Origin of the sequence: Rahnella sp. JUb53 (assembly GCF_004346065.1) — a bacterium.
Taxonomy (GTDB): domain Bacteria; phylum Pseudomonadota; class Gammaproteobacteria; order Enterobacterales; family Enterobacteriaceae; genus Rahnella; species Rahnella variigena.
This window is the reverse complement of record NZ_SLYT01000002.1, coordinates 440,282-455,032: the sequence shown is the minus strand read 5'-3', so window position 1 is coordinate 455,032 and position 14,751 is coordinate 440,282. Positions and strand designations below refer to the sequence as shown.

Annotated in this window: 14 protein-coding genes and 2 pseudogenes; 8 read left to right on the top strand and 8 right to left on the bottom strand. The window is 52.2% G+C overall.

The window, feature by feature from the left end; all coding sequences use genetic code 11:
• Positions 1 to 13: 13 nt before the first annotated feature.
• Positions 14 to 496 carry an Hcp family type VI secretion system effector gene (locus EC840_RS06645; protein WP_132964560.1) on the bottom strand — a complete coding sequence of 161 codons (483 nt, stop codon included), beginning with the start codon at positions 494 to 496 and terminating at the stop codon, positions 14 to 16.
• A gap of 211 nt (positions 497 to 707) precedes the next feature.
• Between EC840_RS06645 and EC840_RS06640 the strand changes: the two genes are divergently transcribed.
• Positions 708 to 1,172 (top strand): STM2901 family protein, encoded by a 465-nt coding sequence (locus EC840_RS06640; protein ID WP_129639625.1) that lies wholly within the window; start codon positions 708 to 710, stop codon positions 1,170 to 1,172.
• Entirely contained in the window at positions 1,157 to 1,501 is a 345-nt protein-coding gene (locus tag EC840_RS06635; RefSeq protein ID WP_129639626.1) for a DUF1493 family protein, read from the top strand. The genes EC840_RS06640 and EC840_RS06635 overlap by 16 nt, the downstream gene beginning before the upstream one ends.
• Before the next feature lie 22 nt (positions 1,502 to 1,523).
• Here EC840_RS06635 and EC840_RS06630 read toward each other — a convergent pair.
• A pseudogene (locus EC840_RS06630) lies at positions 1,524 to 1,616 on the bottom strand (type VI secretion system tube protein Hcp); the annotation flags it as partial.
• Positions 1,617 to 1,662: 46 nt separating this feature from the next.
• Positions 1,663 to 2,586, bottom strand: coding sequence for a ketopantoate reductase family protein (locus EC840_RS06625; protein ID WP_132964558.1), 924 nt, complete (start codon positions 2,584 to 2,586; stop codon positions 1,663 to 1,665).
• A gap of 155 nt (positions 2,587 to 2,741) precedes the next feature.
• On the opposite strand from EC840_RS06625, the pseudogene EC840_RS06620 reads away from it, so the two are divergent.
• Positions 2,742 to 3,494, top strand: a pseudogene (locus EC840_RS06620) (Fic family protein); the annotation flags it as partial.
• A gap of 48 nt (positions 3,495 to 3,542) precedes the next feature.
• Here the strand turns inward: EC840_RS06620 and EC840_RS06615 are convergent.
• The 4 genes from EC840_RS06615 to rhaS (EC840_RS06600) all read right to left on the bottom strand — a co-directional run bounded on the left by EC840_RS06615 (position 3,543) and on the right by rhaS (EC840_RS06600) (position 8,146).
• Positions 3,543 to 4,505 (bottom strand): ABC transporter permease, encoded by a 963-nt coding sequence (locus EC840_RS06615; RefSeq protein ID WP_132964821.1) that lies wholly within the window; start codon positions 4,503 to 4,505, stop codon positions 3,543 to 3,545.
• A 56-nt stretch (positions 4,506 to 4,561) separates the two neighbouring features.
• The gene (locus tag EC840_RS06610; RefSeq protein WP_132964554.1) at positions 4,562 to 5,575 is read right to left on the bottom strand and encodes an ABC transporter permease; all 1,014 of its coding nucleotides are present in this window, start codon (positions 5,573 to 5,575) and stop codon (positions 4,562 to 4,564) included.
• Positions 5,572 to 7,086 (bottom strand): sugar ABC transporter ATP-binding protein, encoded by a 1,515-nt coding sequence (locus EC840_RS06605; RefSeq protein WP_132964552.1) that lies wholly within the window; start codon positions 7,084 to 7,086, stop codon positions 5,572 to 5,574. The genes EC840_RS06610 and EC840_RS06605 overlap by 4 nt, the downstream gene beginning before the upstream one ends.
• Before the next feature lie 67 nt (positions 7,087 to 7,153).
• Positions 7,154 to 8,146, bottom strand: a complete 993-nt coding sequence (gene rhaS, locus EC840_RS06600) for a rhamnose ABC transporter substrate-binding protein (protein WP_056779797.1) — start codon at positions 8,144 to 8,146, stop codon at positions 7,154 to 7,156.
• A 411-nt stretch (positions 8,147 to 8,557) separates the two neighbouring features.
• On the opposite strand from rhaS (EC840_RS06600), the gene rhaS (EC840_RS06595) reads away from it, so the two are divergent.
• The 3 genes from rhaS (EC840_RS06595) (at position 8,558) to EC840_RS06585 (ending at position 11,646) form a co-directional block, all read left to right on the top strand.
• A complete protein-coding gene (gene rhaS, locus EC840_RS06595; protein WP_132964550.1) occupies positions 8,558 to 9,376 on the top strand; it encodes an HTH-type transcriptional activator RhaS in 819 nt (272 codons plus the stop codon).
• Between the two features lie 194 nt (positions 9,377 to 9,570).
• On the top strand, positions 9,571 to 11,010 hold the full coding sequence (gene aldA / locus EC840_RS06590) for an aldehyde dehydrogenase (RefSeq protein WP_120162911.1): 1,440 nt from the start codon (positions 9,571 to 9,573) through the stop codon (positions 11,008 to 11,010).
• Positions 11,011 to 11,064: 54 nt separating this feature from the next.
• Positions 11,065 to 11,646, top strand: coding sequence for an LUD domain-containing protein (locus EC840_RS06585; protein WP_132964548.1), 582 nt, complete (start codon positions 11,065 to 11,067; stop codon positions 11,644 to 11,646).
• A 43-nt stretch (positions 11,647 to 11,689) separates the two neighbouring features.
• Here EC840_RS06585 and EC840_RS06580 read toward each other — a convergent pair whose 3' ends face one another.
• Positions 11,690 to 12,850, bottom strand: a complete 1,161-nt coding sequence (locus tag EC840_RS06580; protein WP_132964546.1) for an RNA-guided endonuclease TnpB family protein — start codon at positions 12,848 to 12,850, stop codon at positions 11,690 to 11,692.
• Positions 12,851 to 12,907: 57 nt separating this feature from the next.
• Between EC840_RS06580 and tnpA the strand changes: the two genes are divergently transcribed.
• Positions 12,908 to 13,333: an IS200/IS605 family transposase gene (gene tnpA / locus EC840_RS06575; RefSeq protein ID WP_132964820.1), complete on the top strand. Its 426-nt coding sequence runs from the start codon at positions 12,908 to 12,910 to the stop codon at positions 13,331 to 13,333.
• Positions 13,334 to 13,518: 185 nt separating this feature from the next.
• On the top strand, positions 13,519 to 14,562 hold the full coding sequence (locus EC840_RS06570) for a hypothetical protein (RefSeq protein ID WP_132964544.1): 1,044 nt from the start codon (positions 13,519 to 13,521) through the stop codon (positions 14,560 to 14,562).
• Positions 14,563 to 14,751: the final 189 nt, after the last annotated feature.

Genomic DNA, 14,751 nt, shown 5'->3' with positions numbered 1-14,751 from the left:
GCCCCTTTTCACATTATGCAGTCTGGCGGTCATCCCATGAATCAGCATAGATGATATTGCCATCGTTATGCTTCCACGTAATTTTCTCGTAGCGTAATTCAACAGTTTCCATATGATTTTCATTCGGATTGCTGGCTGCTGCCATAGCCGGCGAAATAGACACTATCCGAACCTTTTCTAACAGCATGTTGAAATACTCAACTTCCTGACCTGCATCATTGATCCGATACCATTTGATTTCAGCCGAAGCAAGGCATTGACCCGTCGCCACTGCTTTGTAGATATACGGGCTTGAACAGTCAAAATCTTTCACCAGCATCATAGGGGAATGAATACGTGTACCCGTAATTTTCCCTGTACGATCATCAGTTGGCGTCATCAGATTATGATGGAATCCTTTTACTTCGATGCTGTATTCCCGCCCGATAACATCCACACCGCCTTTAATCAGTGCGCCGCCATCGTCTTTGAGCCATAAATAAGCTGGTATAGCCATTTTCAAAAATTCCATTTTTAAAAGTGAGGCTTAAAAGTATTCCTTTGTTCAGCGGGGTACAATTATCGAAAGTCGTAGTTGCCTGATTTTCAGATGTTTATTACTGATAGCGGGGCTCCTGCTGCGTGAAGCGCCCGCACATAGAATTCCCTTTGCCTGCTTATGAATACAGCAGTATTCTAAAGCCCTGCTAATCAAATGGATATGGAAGATGGATACTACCGAAACGCTAAACGGGACGTACTTCTACCACGGTCATGCGAATCTGAGTAATCAAGAGTTATTCGGATTAATTTTTATTGAAAGCTTAGCGAACCACCTCGGCTTAGACACTACGGCTACAGTTCTCATTATTACAGGGCAGCCTTACATTCCGGTTCCGGGCAAAATGGTAACTGCAATAACGGGAACCAGCGTGGCGTCAAAGCTAACAAGAGCACTTTTAAAGCAAGCCAAACTACCCTTTAGCCTCAAAGCGTGGACGCCGGTTGGTAAGACTTTCAATACTCTGACTATGCGAAGAACCACTAAATGGGCTGCATTGATTGATAGATATGTTCCCTTTGTTGGATACGCAATGGCAATCATATTAGTCCAGCAGGTAGCAACTGAAACCAGATCGAAATATAACTTAATCGCCCATCCAGAAGATCGTATTGAATGGACGTACTTTTAATGGACGAAAAAGTTTTGTTAATGTTCCGCGAGGAAATACCTGGATACTACGATTTCGATTTAAAAAGGGAAGTGCCGCTTGAGTTTGATACTGAGCTACAGGATTTTGCTCCGGGTGATGATTTCATATGTGCTCTCGAAGCCTATGAAAAAACCTTTAAAGTGGATCTTTCAGTCGTAAATTGGTCCCACTATTTTCCTTGGGAAAACCTTCCTTTTTTAACTCGCTGGTTTAAGGCTAAGCGTAAGGATGTTGAAAAGATCAGAAAGCCTTTAACGGTGAGAATGTTTGCAGAATCGGCTAGGGCGGGTAAATGGCTTTATGATTAAGGTGCATTTTGCCCCTTTTTAATTATGCAGTTTGGCGATCATTCCACGAGTCAGCAAATATGATGTTCCCATCATTGTGCTTCCACGTAATCTTCTCGTAGCGTAATTCAACAGAATGCGCCCGTTCAGCGTTGAAATTTGCATGAACAGGCGGAAAGGTTTTACTGTTTTAAGTAGTTCTTCTGATAAACACACAAATGTGTATAAGCGGCCTGCAGATGCGGTACGCTAATGCCCACACGCGTTGCGCGCTCTACTAAATCACCAACAATCTGCTCCGCTTCGATCGGATATCCCTGCATCATATCGCGGTACATGGACGAGGTTTGTGGCGAGTTTTTATCCGTCACCGCTTCCCTGACTTTTGCGACCGCCGCCGCGCGTTCCGCGTAGCCAAAGGCTTTCATGGTGGTCAGGGCTTCGGTGACAATAGCCAGGGCGAACTCTGTTCCGCCCGGTGCTGAAGCTACCTGACCGATATTGCCGCGCATGGAGCAGGTGATGGCGCCGAGGCTTGAAAGCAGCAACCACTTCTCCCACAAATCCGTGATAATCGTTTCAGAAAGGATGGCTTCAACGCCTGCGCTCTGAAACGCCTGATCGACTTTCAGAATGCGTTCGGTTTTTTCGCCGGAGAGTTCGCCATAAATAATCTGGTGCAATGGCGTCATCTGATGGACATGGCCGTCGGCATCCAGCGTTGCATTAATTTTGCATAATCCGCCGATCAGGGCGTGCTCGCCGAAACGCAGACTCAGCGTCTCCATGTGTTTCATGCCGTTGAGAACCGGCATCACCATGGTATTCTCACCGACAACCGGCGCGATGTCTTTCATCGCCGCTTCCAGCCCGAAGCTTTTAACGGTCAGTAAAATCAGGTCATAGGGACCGGTGAGCTGCGAGGCCTGTAAGACATTAGGCTGGAAATGGAAATCACCGTGCGGACTGTGAACAGTCAGCCCGTTTTGCTCAACCGCAAGCGCGCGTTTTTCACGTAAAAGAAACGTCACATCCTGCCCGGCCTGCGCCAGACGTGCCCCGAAATACCCGCCGGTCGCACCAGCACCCACAACTAAAATCCGCATATGTTTTCCCCTGTTACAAGTCATTCAGAAACCCGGTGTCTGATTAAACTACGGGAGGAGGGCTGCACGGATCAAGGGGCTGTGATGAAAGAAGGTTTTTTGAAGATTTTACCGCGTGATACTATGCGCAATCATTATTTCAAAAGGAGCACTGAATGGCAGGTTATCAGCCTCCGTACACTATCACACCGCAGATCCTCAGCCGTGTTGTGGACGTCGGGGAATTGCTGGGGCGCTGGGCTGCACATGCTGAACACTCATCTGTGCTTCTGCGCAAAGAAAACCGTATCCGTACTATTCAGGCTTCACTCGCTATCGAACATAACAGCCTGTCCACGCAGCAGGTGACGGCCATTATGGAAGGCAAGCGCGTGCTTGCGCCGCAAAAGGATATTCAGGAAGTGCGTAACGCCATCCTGACTTACGAACAATTACCGGCGTGGAAAAGTCATCGTCTTGATGATGTCCTGAAAGCCCACCAGACGCTCATGCTCGGACTGGTGGATGCGCCGGGACACCTTCGCACTGGCAATGTGGGCGTGTATCGCCACAACCAGCTGATTCATATGGCACCGCCTGCGGGGCAACTTTCCCGTCTGATGTCTGATTTGCTGAACTGGCTAAAGGAAACGGATATCCACCCGCTCATCGCCAGTTCGATTTTCCATTATGAGTTTGAATTTATTCACCCGTTTGCCGACGGCAATGGCAGGATGGGACGCTTATGGCAGACGCTGATCCTCAGTCAATGGCGACCTGAACTGGCCTGGCTTCCGGTTGAAACGCTGATCCACAATCAGCAGCAGGACTATTACCGCATATTGGGCGAATGTGATCGCGCCAGTGACTGCACGGCGTTTATCGGTTTTATGCTCGATAAATTGGCTGAAGCGCTGAGTGAAGGTATTGACACACAACTCTCCAGCCATAATCCCCGTCCGCAGGCAAAGTGATCGCTATTTTCCCCGCGCCAGCACCTTGCGGTACAACACCGGCAATGAAATCACCACGATCAGCATCGCGCCGACAATCACCGACATCACAATCCCCGGCACATTCAGCAGGCTGAGTCCAAAGGTCAGCAAGCCCATCAGGAACGCGGCGATGATCACGCCGGTCATGCTGCCGGATCCGCCGAGCACGCTGACGCCGCCGAGCACTGCCATGGTGATCACGCTCAGTTCCCAGCCGAGTGCCAGCGTCGGACGCGTGCTGCCAAGCCGTGACGTCAGCAGTACTGCCGCCAGTCCGGACATCACGCCGACCAGCACAAACAGTGTCAGGTTGTGGCGTTTCACATTAATCCCGGAATACCACGCGGCAACCGGATTGTTGCCGATGGCATAGGTGCGGCGGCCAAAATTGGTTTTATGCAGCAGGAAATAAAACATTGCGCCGAGCACCAGGAACAGGGCGAACTCAAAAGACAGCGGCCCCCAGACATACCCCTGACCGAACCATGCAAAACTGGCGGGATATTTATTCAGCGACTGATCGCCGAGCAGCACATACGTGATACCACGGAACAGGCTCATTGTGCCGATGGTAATCACGATTGACGACAGATTCAGCCGCGTCACCAGCAGTCCGTTGATCAGCCCGCACAATAATCCCACGCTCAGCCCGACGCCGACCAGCGCGGGTGTTGGCAAACCGGCTTGCGCGCAGAATCCCATCACGGTGGAACTGAGCGCCATGGTGGAGGCGACCGACAGATCGATTTCACGTGCGATAATCAGCATCGCCATCGGCAGCACGATGATGGCTTTTTCGGTGAAGTTAAACGTCGCGTCCGACAGATTCCAGATGTTGAGGAAATACGGCGAAGCGAACGCATTCACCACAAACACCAGCAGCGTTACCAGCAGCAAAAATCCTTCCCAGCACATCAGGCGGTGGAAAAACGGCGTGACGGACATGGTGGATTTTTCTCCGGCAGTTGAATGCGGCGTGTTGCGCGAAGTTAAGGTCTTACTCATGATCTTGCTCCGGTTTCAGTTCGCACAGGCTGGACGGCAGGAGAATGGCGCAGGATCAGCCGCCCCTTACGTTTATTGGCGCGTTCGTTGAGGATGACGGCTATCACAATCACGCCACCGGAAATCGCCATCTGCCAGAACGGCGACACTTCAATCACCGGCAGGGCATTGTTGATGACGCCGAGGAACAGCGCGCCGAGCAGGCAGCCGACCACCGAGCCGATGCCGCCCATGGTGCTGATCCCGCCGATGACGCACGCCGCGACAATCTGTAATTCAAAGCCGTTAGCAACATCGACGTAAGCGACAGCGAAGCGTGAAATCCACAGATAGCCGCAGAAACCGGCCAGCGCGCCGGAAAGGCAGAAGCTGACGAACTGCATTTTACCGGCGTTAATGCCGGTGTAATACGCTGCCGTGGCATTGCCGCCTGCGGTATACAAAGCGCGTCCGGTGCGGCTGTAACGCAGGAAATAGGCCACCAGAATCAGTGCCGCAATCGCACACCAGCCGAGCAGCGGCAGGCCGATAAAAGTGGCACGTGGCAGGCTGAGGAACTCCGGGCTCATCTGGTGAGCATTGATCCAGCCGCCGTTGGAAAGCAGAAAGATAATGCCGCGATAAATGCTCATGGTGCCGAGCGTGACCACAATTGGCGGAATGCCGACTTTCCACACCAGCAGGCCATTAATCGCGCCCATCACCAGTCCGAGAACTGTCGCCAGCACAACTAGCGACCACACCGGAATATCGGGATGATGGAAGTTAATCAGCGCGACGATCATGCCGGTCAGCGCCAGATTGGCGGCCATCGATAAGTCGATCCCTTTGGTCAGCAGCACCATCATCTGGCCGAGGGCGAGGATGATCAGAATCGAGGTATCGTTAAACATTTCAAGCAGGTTTCCGGCACCGACAAACTCCGGTGAACGCGCGCCGACGCCAAGCACCATCAGCACTATCACCACCGCCAGCAACAGCTCGCGATATTTGAGCAGGTTTTTGATCATGCTGCCTCCTCGCCCGCGCCACTGGCGGCACTGACAATCATTTCTGCGCTGGCTTCACCGGCATTAAATTCCGCCACCATCAGCCCTTCATGCATCACAATGATGCGATCGGCCATGCCCATCACTTCCGGTAATTCAGATGACACCATAATCACCGCCAGCCCGCGCCCGACCAGTTCAGACATAAACTGATGCACCGCCGCTTTGGAGCCGATATCTATACCTTTAGTCGGCTCATCGAGAATGATGATGTCCGGTTTGGTCGCCAGCCATTTGGCTATCACCACTTTCTGCTGGTTACCGCCGGAAAGCGTACCCACCGCCTGTTTCCAGCTGGACGCTTTTACCTGCAAACGTCGGGCGTAATCATCCGCCAGCGCCCACTCTTTTTTGTCGTTGAGCACCCCACGCGGATTCAGCTTACTGAGCTGCGGCAGGCTGATGTTCTGGCTGATGGGCAAATCAATAATCGCGCCTTGTTTCTGGCGCTCTTCCGGCACGTACACAATCCCTGCGCGGATAGCCTGAGAAGGGCGGGAGAAATGTTGTTCTTTGCCATTGATCAGAATTTTTCCGCCGCCGGGCTGTGTGACGCCAAACAGCGCCTGCATCAGCTCGGTTCTGCCAGCTCCGACCAGCCCGTAAAAGCCGAGAATTTCGCCTTTGCGCAGAGAGAAGTTAATGCCTGCAAATTCGGTCGGATGGCTGAGGTTTTGCACCTCGAGCACGGTGTCACCCGGCTCGCAGTTCACTTTCGGGTAAGCCTGACTCACTTCGCGACCGACCATCATGGTCACCATCTGCTGTTCGCTGATGTCGCTGATTTTGCCGGAACCGACATAACTGCCATCACGCAAAACCGTGTAGTAATCGGAAATGGAGAAAATCTCGTCGAACTTGTGCGAAATAAACAGGATAGCTTTACCCTCGCGTTTCAGACGTTCAACAATTTGATAAAACTCAACAATTTCATGCTGCGATAGCGCGGCGGTCGGTTCATCGAGAATAACCACCTGCGCATCAAACGACAGCGCACGGGCAATCGCCACCATATGACGCTGCGCGATACTCAGGTCTTTCAGGATGGCGTGCGGGTCAATGTTCACTTCCAGACGCGTCAGAATATCGCGTGCCTGCTGATGCATTGCCGGCCAGTTCAGGCGTTTAAACAGCCCGCGATAGATGTAATGGCCGACAAAAATATTCTCGGTGACGGAAAGCTCGTCGAACAGCACGGTTTCCTGATGAATGGCGGTAATGCCAACTTTGTGCGCGGATTCGGGATTCGGCAGTTTGATTGGAATCGCTTTATAACGCAGTTCGCCTTCTTCCGGCTGATAAATGCCGGTCATGACTTTCACCAGCGTCGATTTTCCCGCGCCGTTTTCGCCAATCAGGGCGGTTACTTTTCCCGGATACAAATCCACGTGAACGTTATTTAACGCCCTGACACCCGGAAAGACTTTGCTGATGCCTTTTAATGATAAAAGCGGCGTCGTTGAGTCTGTCATTTCAGTTCCCCTGTCTGGCTAAGCACAACAAAACGGCTCACCGCATCACGATGAGCCGCATTCAGGATCAGAAGATTTTGGAGAATTTGTCGATGTTACTGGCGTCATAGACAAACGGTTCTGCCATCGCGCCGCTGCCGTCAGCATCCAGTTTCACCTTGCCTAAACGGCCCATGCTGGCTTCGGTTTTGGTGGCGGTGCCTTTGACTAAATCGTCTGCCAGATACGTTGCGGCGTAGCCCAGATCAATCGGGTTCCAGATGGCGAAACTTTTCGTTGCCCCGGATTTCACCGCACCCGCCATTTCAGACGGCAACCCCAGGCCGGTTACGTAAACCTTGCCGATTTTGCCCTGATCTTTCACCGCCTGTGCCGCCGCCACGATACCGACGGAAGACGGAGAAATAATCACTTTCAGATCCGGGTAGGATTTCAGCAATCCGATGGTTTCACGGTAGCTTTTATCTGACAGATCATCGCCGTAAGCGACAGTCACCAGATTCACCGAAGGATATTTCGGCAGCACCTTTTTCATCTCTGCGATCCACAGATTCTGGTTAGTCGAGGTTGGCGTGGCGCTGAGGATTGCCACATCGCCTTTTTCCACGTTCAGGGCTTTCAGCGCATCGGCGGCCAGTTTGACGTTAGTTTCGCCGATCAGCGCGTTATTGGAAGGATTGAGGTGGATCTGACGGCCATCTTTAGCAACGCCGGAATCCCACGACACCACTTTAATCCCGCGCTGCATGGCTTTTTTCAGTACCGGCACCAGCGCATCAGGGTCGTTTGCGGAGACGGCAATGGCATCGACGCCCTGCGCGATCAGGCCGTTCAGCACTTCAATCTGCGCTTCGGCGGTGGTGGTGGTCGGACCGGTATAAATTACCTTAACGTCCCCCAGTTCTTTGGCTGCCTGCTGCGCACCGACGTTAGCCGCCTCAAAAAAACCGTTGCCCAGCGATTTCGCTACCAGCGCAATTTTGACTTCTGCCGATGCCGCGCCTGCCAGCAGGATGCTGCTCGCCATCAGGGTAAGGCTCAGTACGTGTTTTAATTTCATTGTTGGTACTCCGCATGCTATTCGCATAAATCTGCAAAAAGTTTAACGACGAAAAGTTGCCGACGCGCCAGGCGCATGATCACGACTCTAGGAGGTTGCCTTCAGACTGACCTTTCCGCGAGTGCCAGTTCAGCGCCAACTATGGCAAAGATGCAAAGGTTTAAGCGAACAACCTCACAATTTGATAACAATTTTGTTTCGGTCATACCAAACGGTCAGAAAACCACATCTTACCGGTCTCTGAAGTCCGTACTTAAATAAGGTGTAAAGCCACGCGGTACGGCGGATGGCGCAGGATTTCGTAAGGAGGGAAATGTTTTGTTCAAAAGCGGCTGGCGGATCACAGTTTCAGCCTTATAGCCGCGCCGGTGACGACTAAGATATTACGATAATGTTAATAAGGAGTCGGAAATGACCGTGCTACGCAGTAGTGAGTATTTTTCCTCAGGGGATTTTCCGGTCGCCATTGAACCCCGTTATCCGCAGGAAACGTTTCCCGAACATCATCATCAGGATTTCAATGAAATTGTTCTGGTCGAGCAGGGTACTGGCACGCACGTTTTCAACGACCAGCCGCTGATCCTCAGTGCCGGCAGCGTCTGTTTTGTCCGCCACAGCGACCACCATCTTTATGAAGATACCGACAATCTGCATCTGACCAACGTGCTGTACCGCAGCCCGAATGCGTTTCGTTTCCTGAATGGCGTCAGCGATTTGTTACCGCAGGAAGTGGACGGAATTTATCCGGCGCACTGGCGCATCAGTCCGAATCAGATAACTCAGGCCAAAACCCTGATTGACCTGCTCGCGCGTAAGCCCTTCAGCCTGTCACCGGAAAATCAGGCGCAGCAGGAGCTGTACTTTATGCAACTCCTGCTATTGCTGCGTAAAGGCAGCCGCGACGTGGGTTATCGCGGGCAGGGCGGTGACCTGAATAATTTGCTGGACTGGATGAACGAACATTACGACGAAGAAATCGACTGGCCGCAACTGGCTGCGCAGTTCTCGATGTCGCTGCGCACCTTGCACCGGCAGATGAAACAGCAAACCGGCTGCACGCCGCTCAATTATCTCAACCGTCTGCGCCTGCTTAATGCGCGCAATATGCTGCGTTTCAGCGACAGCCCGATTACCGAGATCGCTCATAACTGCGGTTTTTGCGACAGCAATTACTTCTCCACATTGTTCAAACGCGAGTTTGGCTATGCGCCAAGAAGTGTCCGTCAGTAGATATCACCACAATTTGCAGAAATGTTATGTCGGGCAACCCAACCATGACATTTTTGCCATTTCTCAAAATTAAATGGCAATCACGGAAAGGTAAAAACCAGACGGATAGAACAGGCTGTTAAAACTTCACAAAAAAGAGCTTTTTTATTAACAACTCGTTCATCACCTCTATCCGTACCTTGGAGACTCCCTACATGAGCACAGTTCAGAAACGTATGTACATCAACGGCGAATTCGTTGAAAACACCGGCGGTAAGTGGATTGACGTTGTGAATCCGGCAACGGAACAGGTGATTTCGCAGATCCCTGAAGGCTCGGCAGAAGATGCCAGAAGAGCCATTGATGCCGCCGAAGCGGCGCAACCAGGCTGGGAAGCATTGCCTGCGGTTGAACGCGGCGTATGGCTGCATAAAATCGCCGCCGGTATCCGCGAGCGCGAAGCCGAACTGACGGACACCATTATTGCTGAAGGCGGCAAAACCTACGGGCTGGCGCAAACCGAAGTGCTGTTCACCGCGGATTATCTCGATTACATGGCGGAATGGGCGCGCCGATACGAAGGCGAAATCATTCAGAGCGACCGTCCCAATGAAAACATCTTTGTATTCCGAAAAGCTATCGGCGTGACCACCGGTATTTTGCCGTGGAACTTCCCGTTCTTCCTGATTGCCCGTAAGGCGGCACCGGCGCTGATTACCGGTAATACTATCGTGATCAAACCGAGTGAAATCACGCCGAACAACGCGGTGATCTTTGCTGAAATCATCCACAAAATTGGTCTGCCAAAGGGCGTGCTGAATATTGTGACCGGTTACGGTCCGACCGTCGGTCAGGAACTGGCAGCCAACCCGAAAGTCGGCATGGTCAGCCTGACCGGCAGCGTGGCGGCGGGTATCGCCACCATGACCGCCGCAGCGCAGAACGTCACGAAAGTCTCGCTGGAACTGGGCGGTAAAGCCCCGGCCATCGTGATGAATGACGCCGATTTGGATCTGGCGGTAAAAGCCATAGTCAGCTCCCGCGTCATCAATACCGGGCAGGTGTGTAACTGCGCCGAACGTGTTTACGTTCAGGAAGGCGTCTACGACGAATTCATTTCGCGCATCGGCGAAGCGATGAAAAAAGTCACGTTTGGCAATACTGCCGAACAAAAAGAGCTGGATATGGGTCCGCTGATCAGTGGTGCAGCCTTGCAGCGTGTGGAAGATAAAGTGGCGAAAGCAGTGTCGCAGGGCGCGAAAGTGCTGCTGGGCGGCAAACGTCATGGCGACAAAGGATTTTTCTATCAGCCAACGGTGCTGGTGGATGTGACGCAAGATATGCCGATCATGCACGAAGAAGTGTTTGGTCCGGTGTTGCCTGTCGCGACATTTAAAACGCTGGACGAAGCCATCGCGATGGCCAATGACAGTGAATACGGCCTGACGTCGTCGATTTACACCAGCAACATCAACACCGCAATGAAAGCGCTGAAACAACTGAAATTCGGTGAGACGTACATCAACCGTGAAAACTTTGAAGCGATGCAGGGCTTCCACGCGGGCTGGCGTAAATCAGGCGTCGGTGGTGCAGACGGCAAACACGGCTTGCAGGAATATCTGCAAACGCACGTCGCGTATTTGCAATTCCACTAATCAGCAGTAACGGCCGGAGCGGGGCAACCTGACTCCGGCTTATAAGGACATATCATGAGCCGCAACGATTTCCTCACCGGCATTCGTCAGCATAAAATCATGCAAACGCTATTTCCGCCACAGACTGAAATTCCCAATCTGCCTGAAGAATTTGGCCGCGCGCTGACCCTGATGGGCGGCGTCTGGGACGATACGTTTTTGCATACGCCGCAGAATGGCTACACCACGCTGAACGCCTATCTGCGCGGGTTGTATCCGGTGGATTCCCTGTTTTGTTCCGCCACACCGGAAATTATCGCGGAAGTGGATTTCAGCGCCCGCACGCAGGCGGCAGCGCTTAAAGATGTGGATGTCGGCGTGGTTCGCGCCTGTTTTGGTGTGGCCGAAACCGGTGCAGTGTTTCTCAGCGATCCGCAGCTTTGCGTGAATTCCCTCAGTGCGATGGCGAAACATCTGGTGGTGCTGCTCGACGTGCAGCACATCATCGAACATCTGCACCTTGCTCATCGCCAGCCGCAACCCTTCAATGCCCGTTTTACGGTGATGGTGACGGGGCCCGCCGCGATGGCCGACAGCGAAAGTGCGCTGATGCTCGGCGCAAAAGGGGTGCAGAGTCTGCGGGTGATCGCGATTTAAGTCGTGACTGCTCCCCGCCGTAAACGGCGAGGCTTCCCACTTCTTAGGCCGCAACCGCCTTTATGACGGACTTACACTGGCCTCGATGGGCAGTAACGACGAGTCCCGCCGCCATAAGTTCTGTTATGCCTTTATTCTGTATGTTCATCGCCGCGTTTATGTCTCGGTCATGTTCAATATTACAGGTAGGGCATTGCCATATGCGTTTATGTAGCGGCATATCAACCATTTTGTGACCGCAACAATGACAGGTTTTCGAACTGGCAAACCATTGATTTAGCTTGACCAGATGAACACCTTCGGCTGCGGCTTTATATTCCACTTTCATAATGAAACCCTGCCAGGCTGCGTCACCAATAGCCCGAGCGAGACAGTGGTTCTTCATCATATTTGCTGATTTTAGCGTCTCTACAATTACCGCTTGGTTTTCGTCAACAATTGCACGAGAGAGTTTGTGCTGAAAATCAGCGCGGGCATTAGCTACCCGCTCATGTACTGCGGCCAGCAGTAAACGCGCCTTACTACGGTTAGCGCTACCCTGTTTTTTCCGGGATAGTGCCTTCTGTTTGCGCCGCAGGTTACGACTCGCGTTTATCAGGTGGCGGGGGTTATTTACTTTATCGCCGCTTGAGGGGATCAGGTAGTGCGATAACCCCATATCGTAGCCTGTTACACAGGTAATAAGGCTCGGCTTTTCTGGCGCTTCCTGTCCGTCGTCGCACAGAATTGAGGCAAAATATTTGCCCGTCGCATTGCGACTGATCGTAATACTGGAAACCTTTCCGATTATCTCCCGGTGAATGTTTGCCCGGACGGGTTTCATTTTAGGGAGTTGGATAGCGTCAGTTAACACCTTACCGTTCGGGTGGTAGCTCGATTGCTTGCCGTGTTTACTCTTGAAAGTGGGAAAGTGAGCACGTTTCTTGAAAAAATTCCCAAACGCTGTATTGAGGTTAATTACGGCCTGCTGCAATGCCAGGGAGTCATATTCTTTCAGCCAACTATAGCGGCGCGACTTTTTACCCACAGCCAGTAAAGGCTTTAAGTCGCGTTTAATGCTGACAGATACGCCGTGGCGTTGGTACATATGACGACTGATATGAAGAGCTTTATTGTATGCAAAACGCACCGCGCCGAACTGGGCATTTAAAAATACCGCCTGCTCGCCATCCGGGTAAATACGTACTTTGGTTGCCCTTTTCATTTTAGCCGCTCACCTGTAATATCATTGAATTATGTTACTTTGATGGGTGTTTTTCAAGTGAGTGTGCATAGCGATGAGTTGGCAGGGTATCTTTGCCGTCGTCATTCAGTCAGTAAACTGGTCGTGCATTTAATCTTTACGACAAAGTATCGCCGCCGTTTGCTCGATGGTGCGATGATTGGTCAGATCAGAGAGGCATTTAAATCAGCGGCTGAGTCGCTTGAGGTTGAGATTTTAGAAATGGATGGCGAAGCGGATCACGTTCACATCCTGGTTGCATACCCGCCCAAACTGGCTATCAGCGTGCTGGTTAATAACCTTAAATCAACCAGCAGCCGTTATGTCAGGATTTTAAATACCCATCTTCGCAAGCAAAGTAATGCCGGAGTGCTCTGGTCACGTTCCTACTTTGCCTGTAGCGCTGGCGGAGCAACAATTGAAACACTGAAAGCGTATGTTGAATCGCAGAAAACCCCTGATTAGCACCCCTTATATCCCTGCCCGACTGGGCGAGGGTTTACGGGGCAAATGCTAAAATCCACGGATCCTGCTGTACTCACTTCGCTTAAAATAACTCCTGTAAATAAAATAAATCCTATCTGATACAATAAGTAAACGGGGTCACAACGGGAGTGTCCTGACTTTTACTGCAGGTGAGCGCGACAACCATGAGCGTGATACAGAGCCTTATCAAACAAGCCTTTGGCACCGGTAACAGCAATGAAGCGGCCACTTTTCTGGCCAGCGCGTGCAACCGGATGAAGGCAATGGATAAAACGTCTATCGCCCGCGAAGTGGAAAGCGCGCTCAGAGGCGTCAGTTTCAGCCGCGCCGAAGCCGATAAAGCCAAAGTCAAAACCGTTTTTAAAGACACCGCCGTCACGCTGGAAAAACTGGCGTCACTGGAAAAACAGGTGCGCAGCCTGACCCATGAACTGGCCGTTGCACGCAACCAAACCAGCAGCGGAAATAAAGAAGACGTTCAGCGACTTGAAGGCGAGCTGTACCGTCTGAACACGCGGGTCAGCGAACTGCTGCGCCAGTCTGAAATACAGAAAAAGCAGCACGCTGACGAACTGGCGCTGATGCGCTCGCGCCAGCAAACCGCCGGGAACTCTGCCTCCGCCGGGCTGGAAGAGTCCAGAAATCTTGTTGCTTATATGGGCAGTCAGATGGCGGCGATGGCTGCCGCCCGCGACAAGCTACAGGGCCAGGTTGTTGAGGAAGAAGACAAACGTCACGCTGCCAACCGCCGTGCAGATGGCAATTATGCGCTGCTCGGACAGCAGAAAGAACTGACGGCTGAGGCGAACCGTAAAGTCACGCAACTGCGTGCCAGCCTGAAACTGGAAGAGTACGAAGCGCAAAACACGAAGAGCGAAAGGGCGAAACTGAAAAAGCAGCTCGCTGAACTTCAGAATGAAAACAGCCGTCTGGCAGAACGTTTTCGCGATAACGAAGAAGATTGCGAACGGCTTAGCCAGGCGCTGGAACGCACGAATCAGGAATTCGCTGCCTATAAAGCGCAAAAGCAACGCTTAACCCGCTGGATCCACATTCCCGGCGCGATGATGGGCATCTCCGTTGTCGCGCTGGTGCTGTACTCAGATGCCCAGCCCGGGCATCTGTTCGATAATCTCGCCCCCGCTGCTTTTCTCGGCAGCGTCGTCTACGCACTTTCCCTGATGATTGCGTTTACTCGCCGGGCGTAGCGGCTGTCTGTGAACCCAACGCCGCCGCGGCGGCCAACAATGTTGAAGCTAAACGTAAACGCATGGCACTTCCTCTATTCGTTTTAAACCGGAATGAACATCAGTCTGTGAGGCCACTGTGAGCCTGACGGTCTGACAGAGAAGTGACGCGATCATGACAAAAACGTCATCAGGGCAGGGCGGCTAAGG

Excerpts from the sequence above, each read along its gene's own strand:
- EC840_RS06645 (WP_132964560.1), bottom strand. The coding sequence starts at position 496 with ATGGCTATACCAGCTTATTTATGGCTCAAAGACGATGGCGGCGCACTG.
- EC840_RS06640 (WP_129639625.1), top strand. The coding sequence starts at position 708 with ATGGATACTACCGAAACGCTAAACGGGACGTACTTCTACCACGGTCAT.
- EC840_RS06635 (WP_129639626.1), top strand. The coding sequence starts at position 1,157 with ATGGACGTACTTTTAATGGACGAAAAAGTTTTGTTAATGTTCCGCGAG.
- EC840_RS06625 (WP_132964558.1), bottom strand. The coding sequence starts at position 2,586 with ATGCGGATTTTAGTTGTGGGTGCTGGTGCGACCGGCGGGTATTTCGGG.
- EC840_RS06615 (WP_132964821.1), bottom strand. The coding sequence starts at position 4,505 with ATGTCCGTCACGCCGTTTTTCCACCGCCTGATGTGCTGGGAAGGATTT.
- EC840_RS06610 (WP_132964554.1), bottom strand. The coding sequence starts at position 5,575 with ATGATCAAAAACCTGCTCAAATATCGCGAGCTGTTGCTGGCGGTGGTG.
- EC840_RS06605 (WP_132964552.1), bottom strand. The coding sequence starts at position 7,086 with ATGACAGACTCAACGACGCCGCTTTTATCATTAAAAGGCATCAGCAAA.
- rhaS (WP_056779797.1), bottom strand. The coding sequence starts at position 8,146 with ATGAAATTAAAACACGTACTGAGCCTTACCCTGATGGCGAGCAGCATC.
- rhaS (WP_132964550.1), top strand. The coding sequence starts at position 8,558 with ATGACCGTGCTACGCAGTAGTGAGTATTTTTCCTCAGGGGATTTTCCG.
- aldA (WP_120162911.1), top strand. The coding sequence starts at position 9,571 with ATGAGCACAGTTCAGAAACGTATGTACATCAACGGCGAATTCGTTGAA.
- EC840_RS06585 (WP_132964548.1), top strand. The coding sequence starts at position 11,065 with ATGAGCCGCAACGATTTCCTCACCGGCATTCGTCAGCATAAAATCATG.
- EC840_RS06580 (WP_132964546.1), bottom strand. The coding sequence starts at position 12,850 with ATGAAAAGGGCAACCAAAGTACGTATTTACCCGGATGGCGAGCAGGCG.
- EC840_RS06570 (WP_132964544.1), top strand. The coding sequence starts at position 13,519 with ATGAGCGTGATACAGAGCCTTATCAAACAAGCCTTTGGCACCGGTAAC.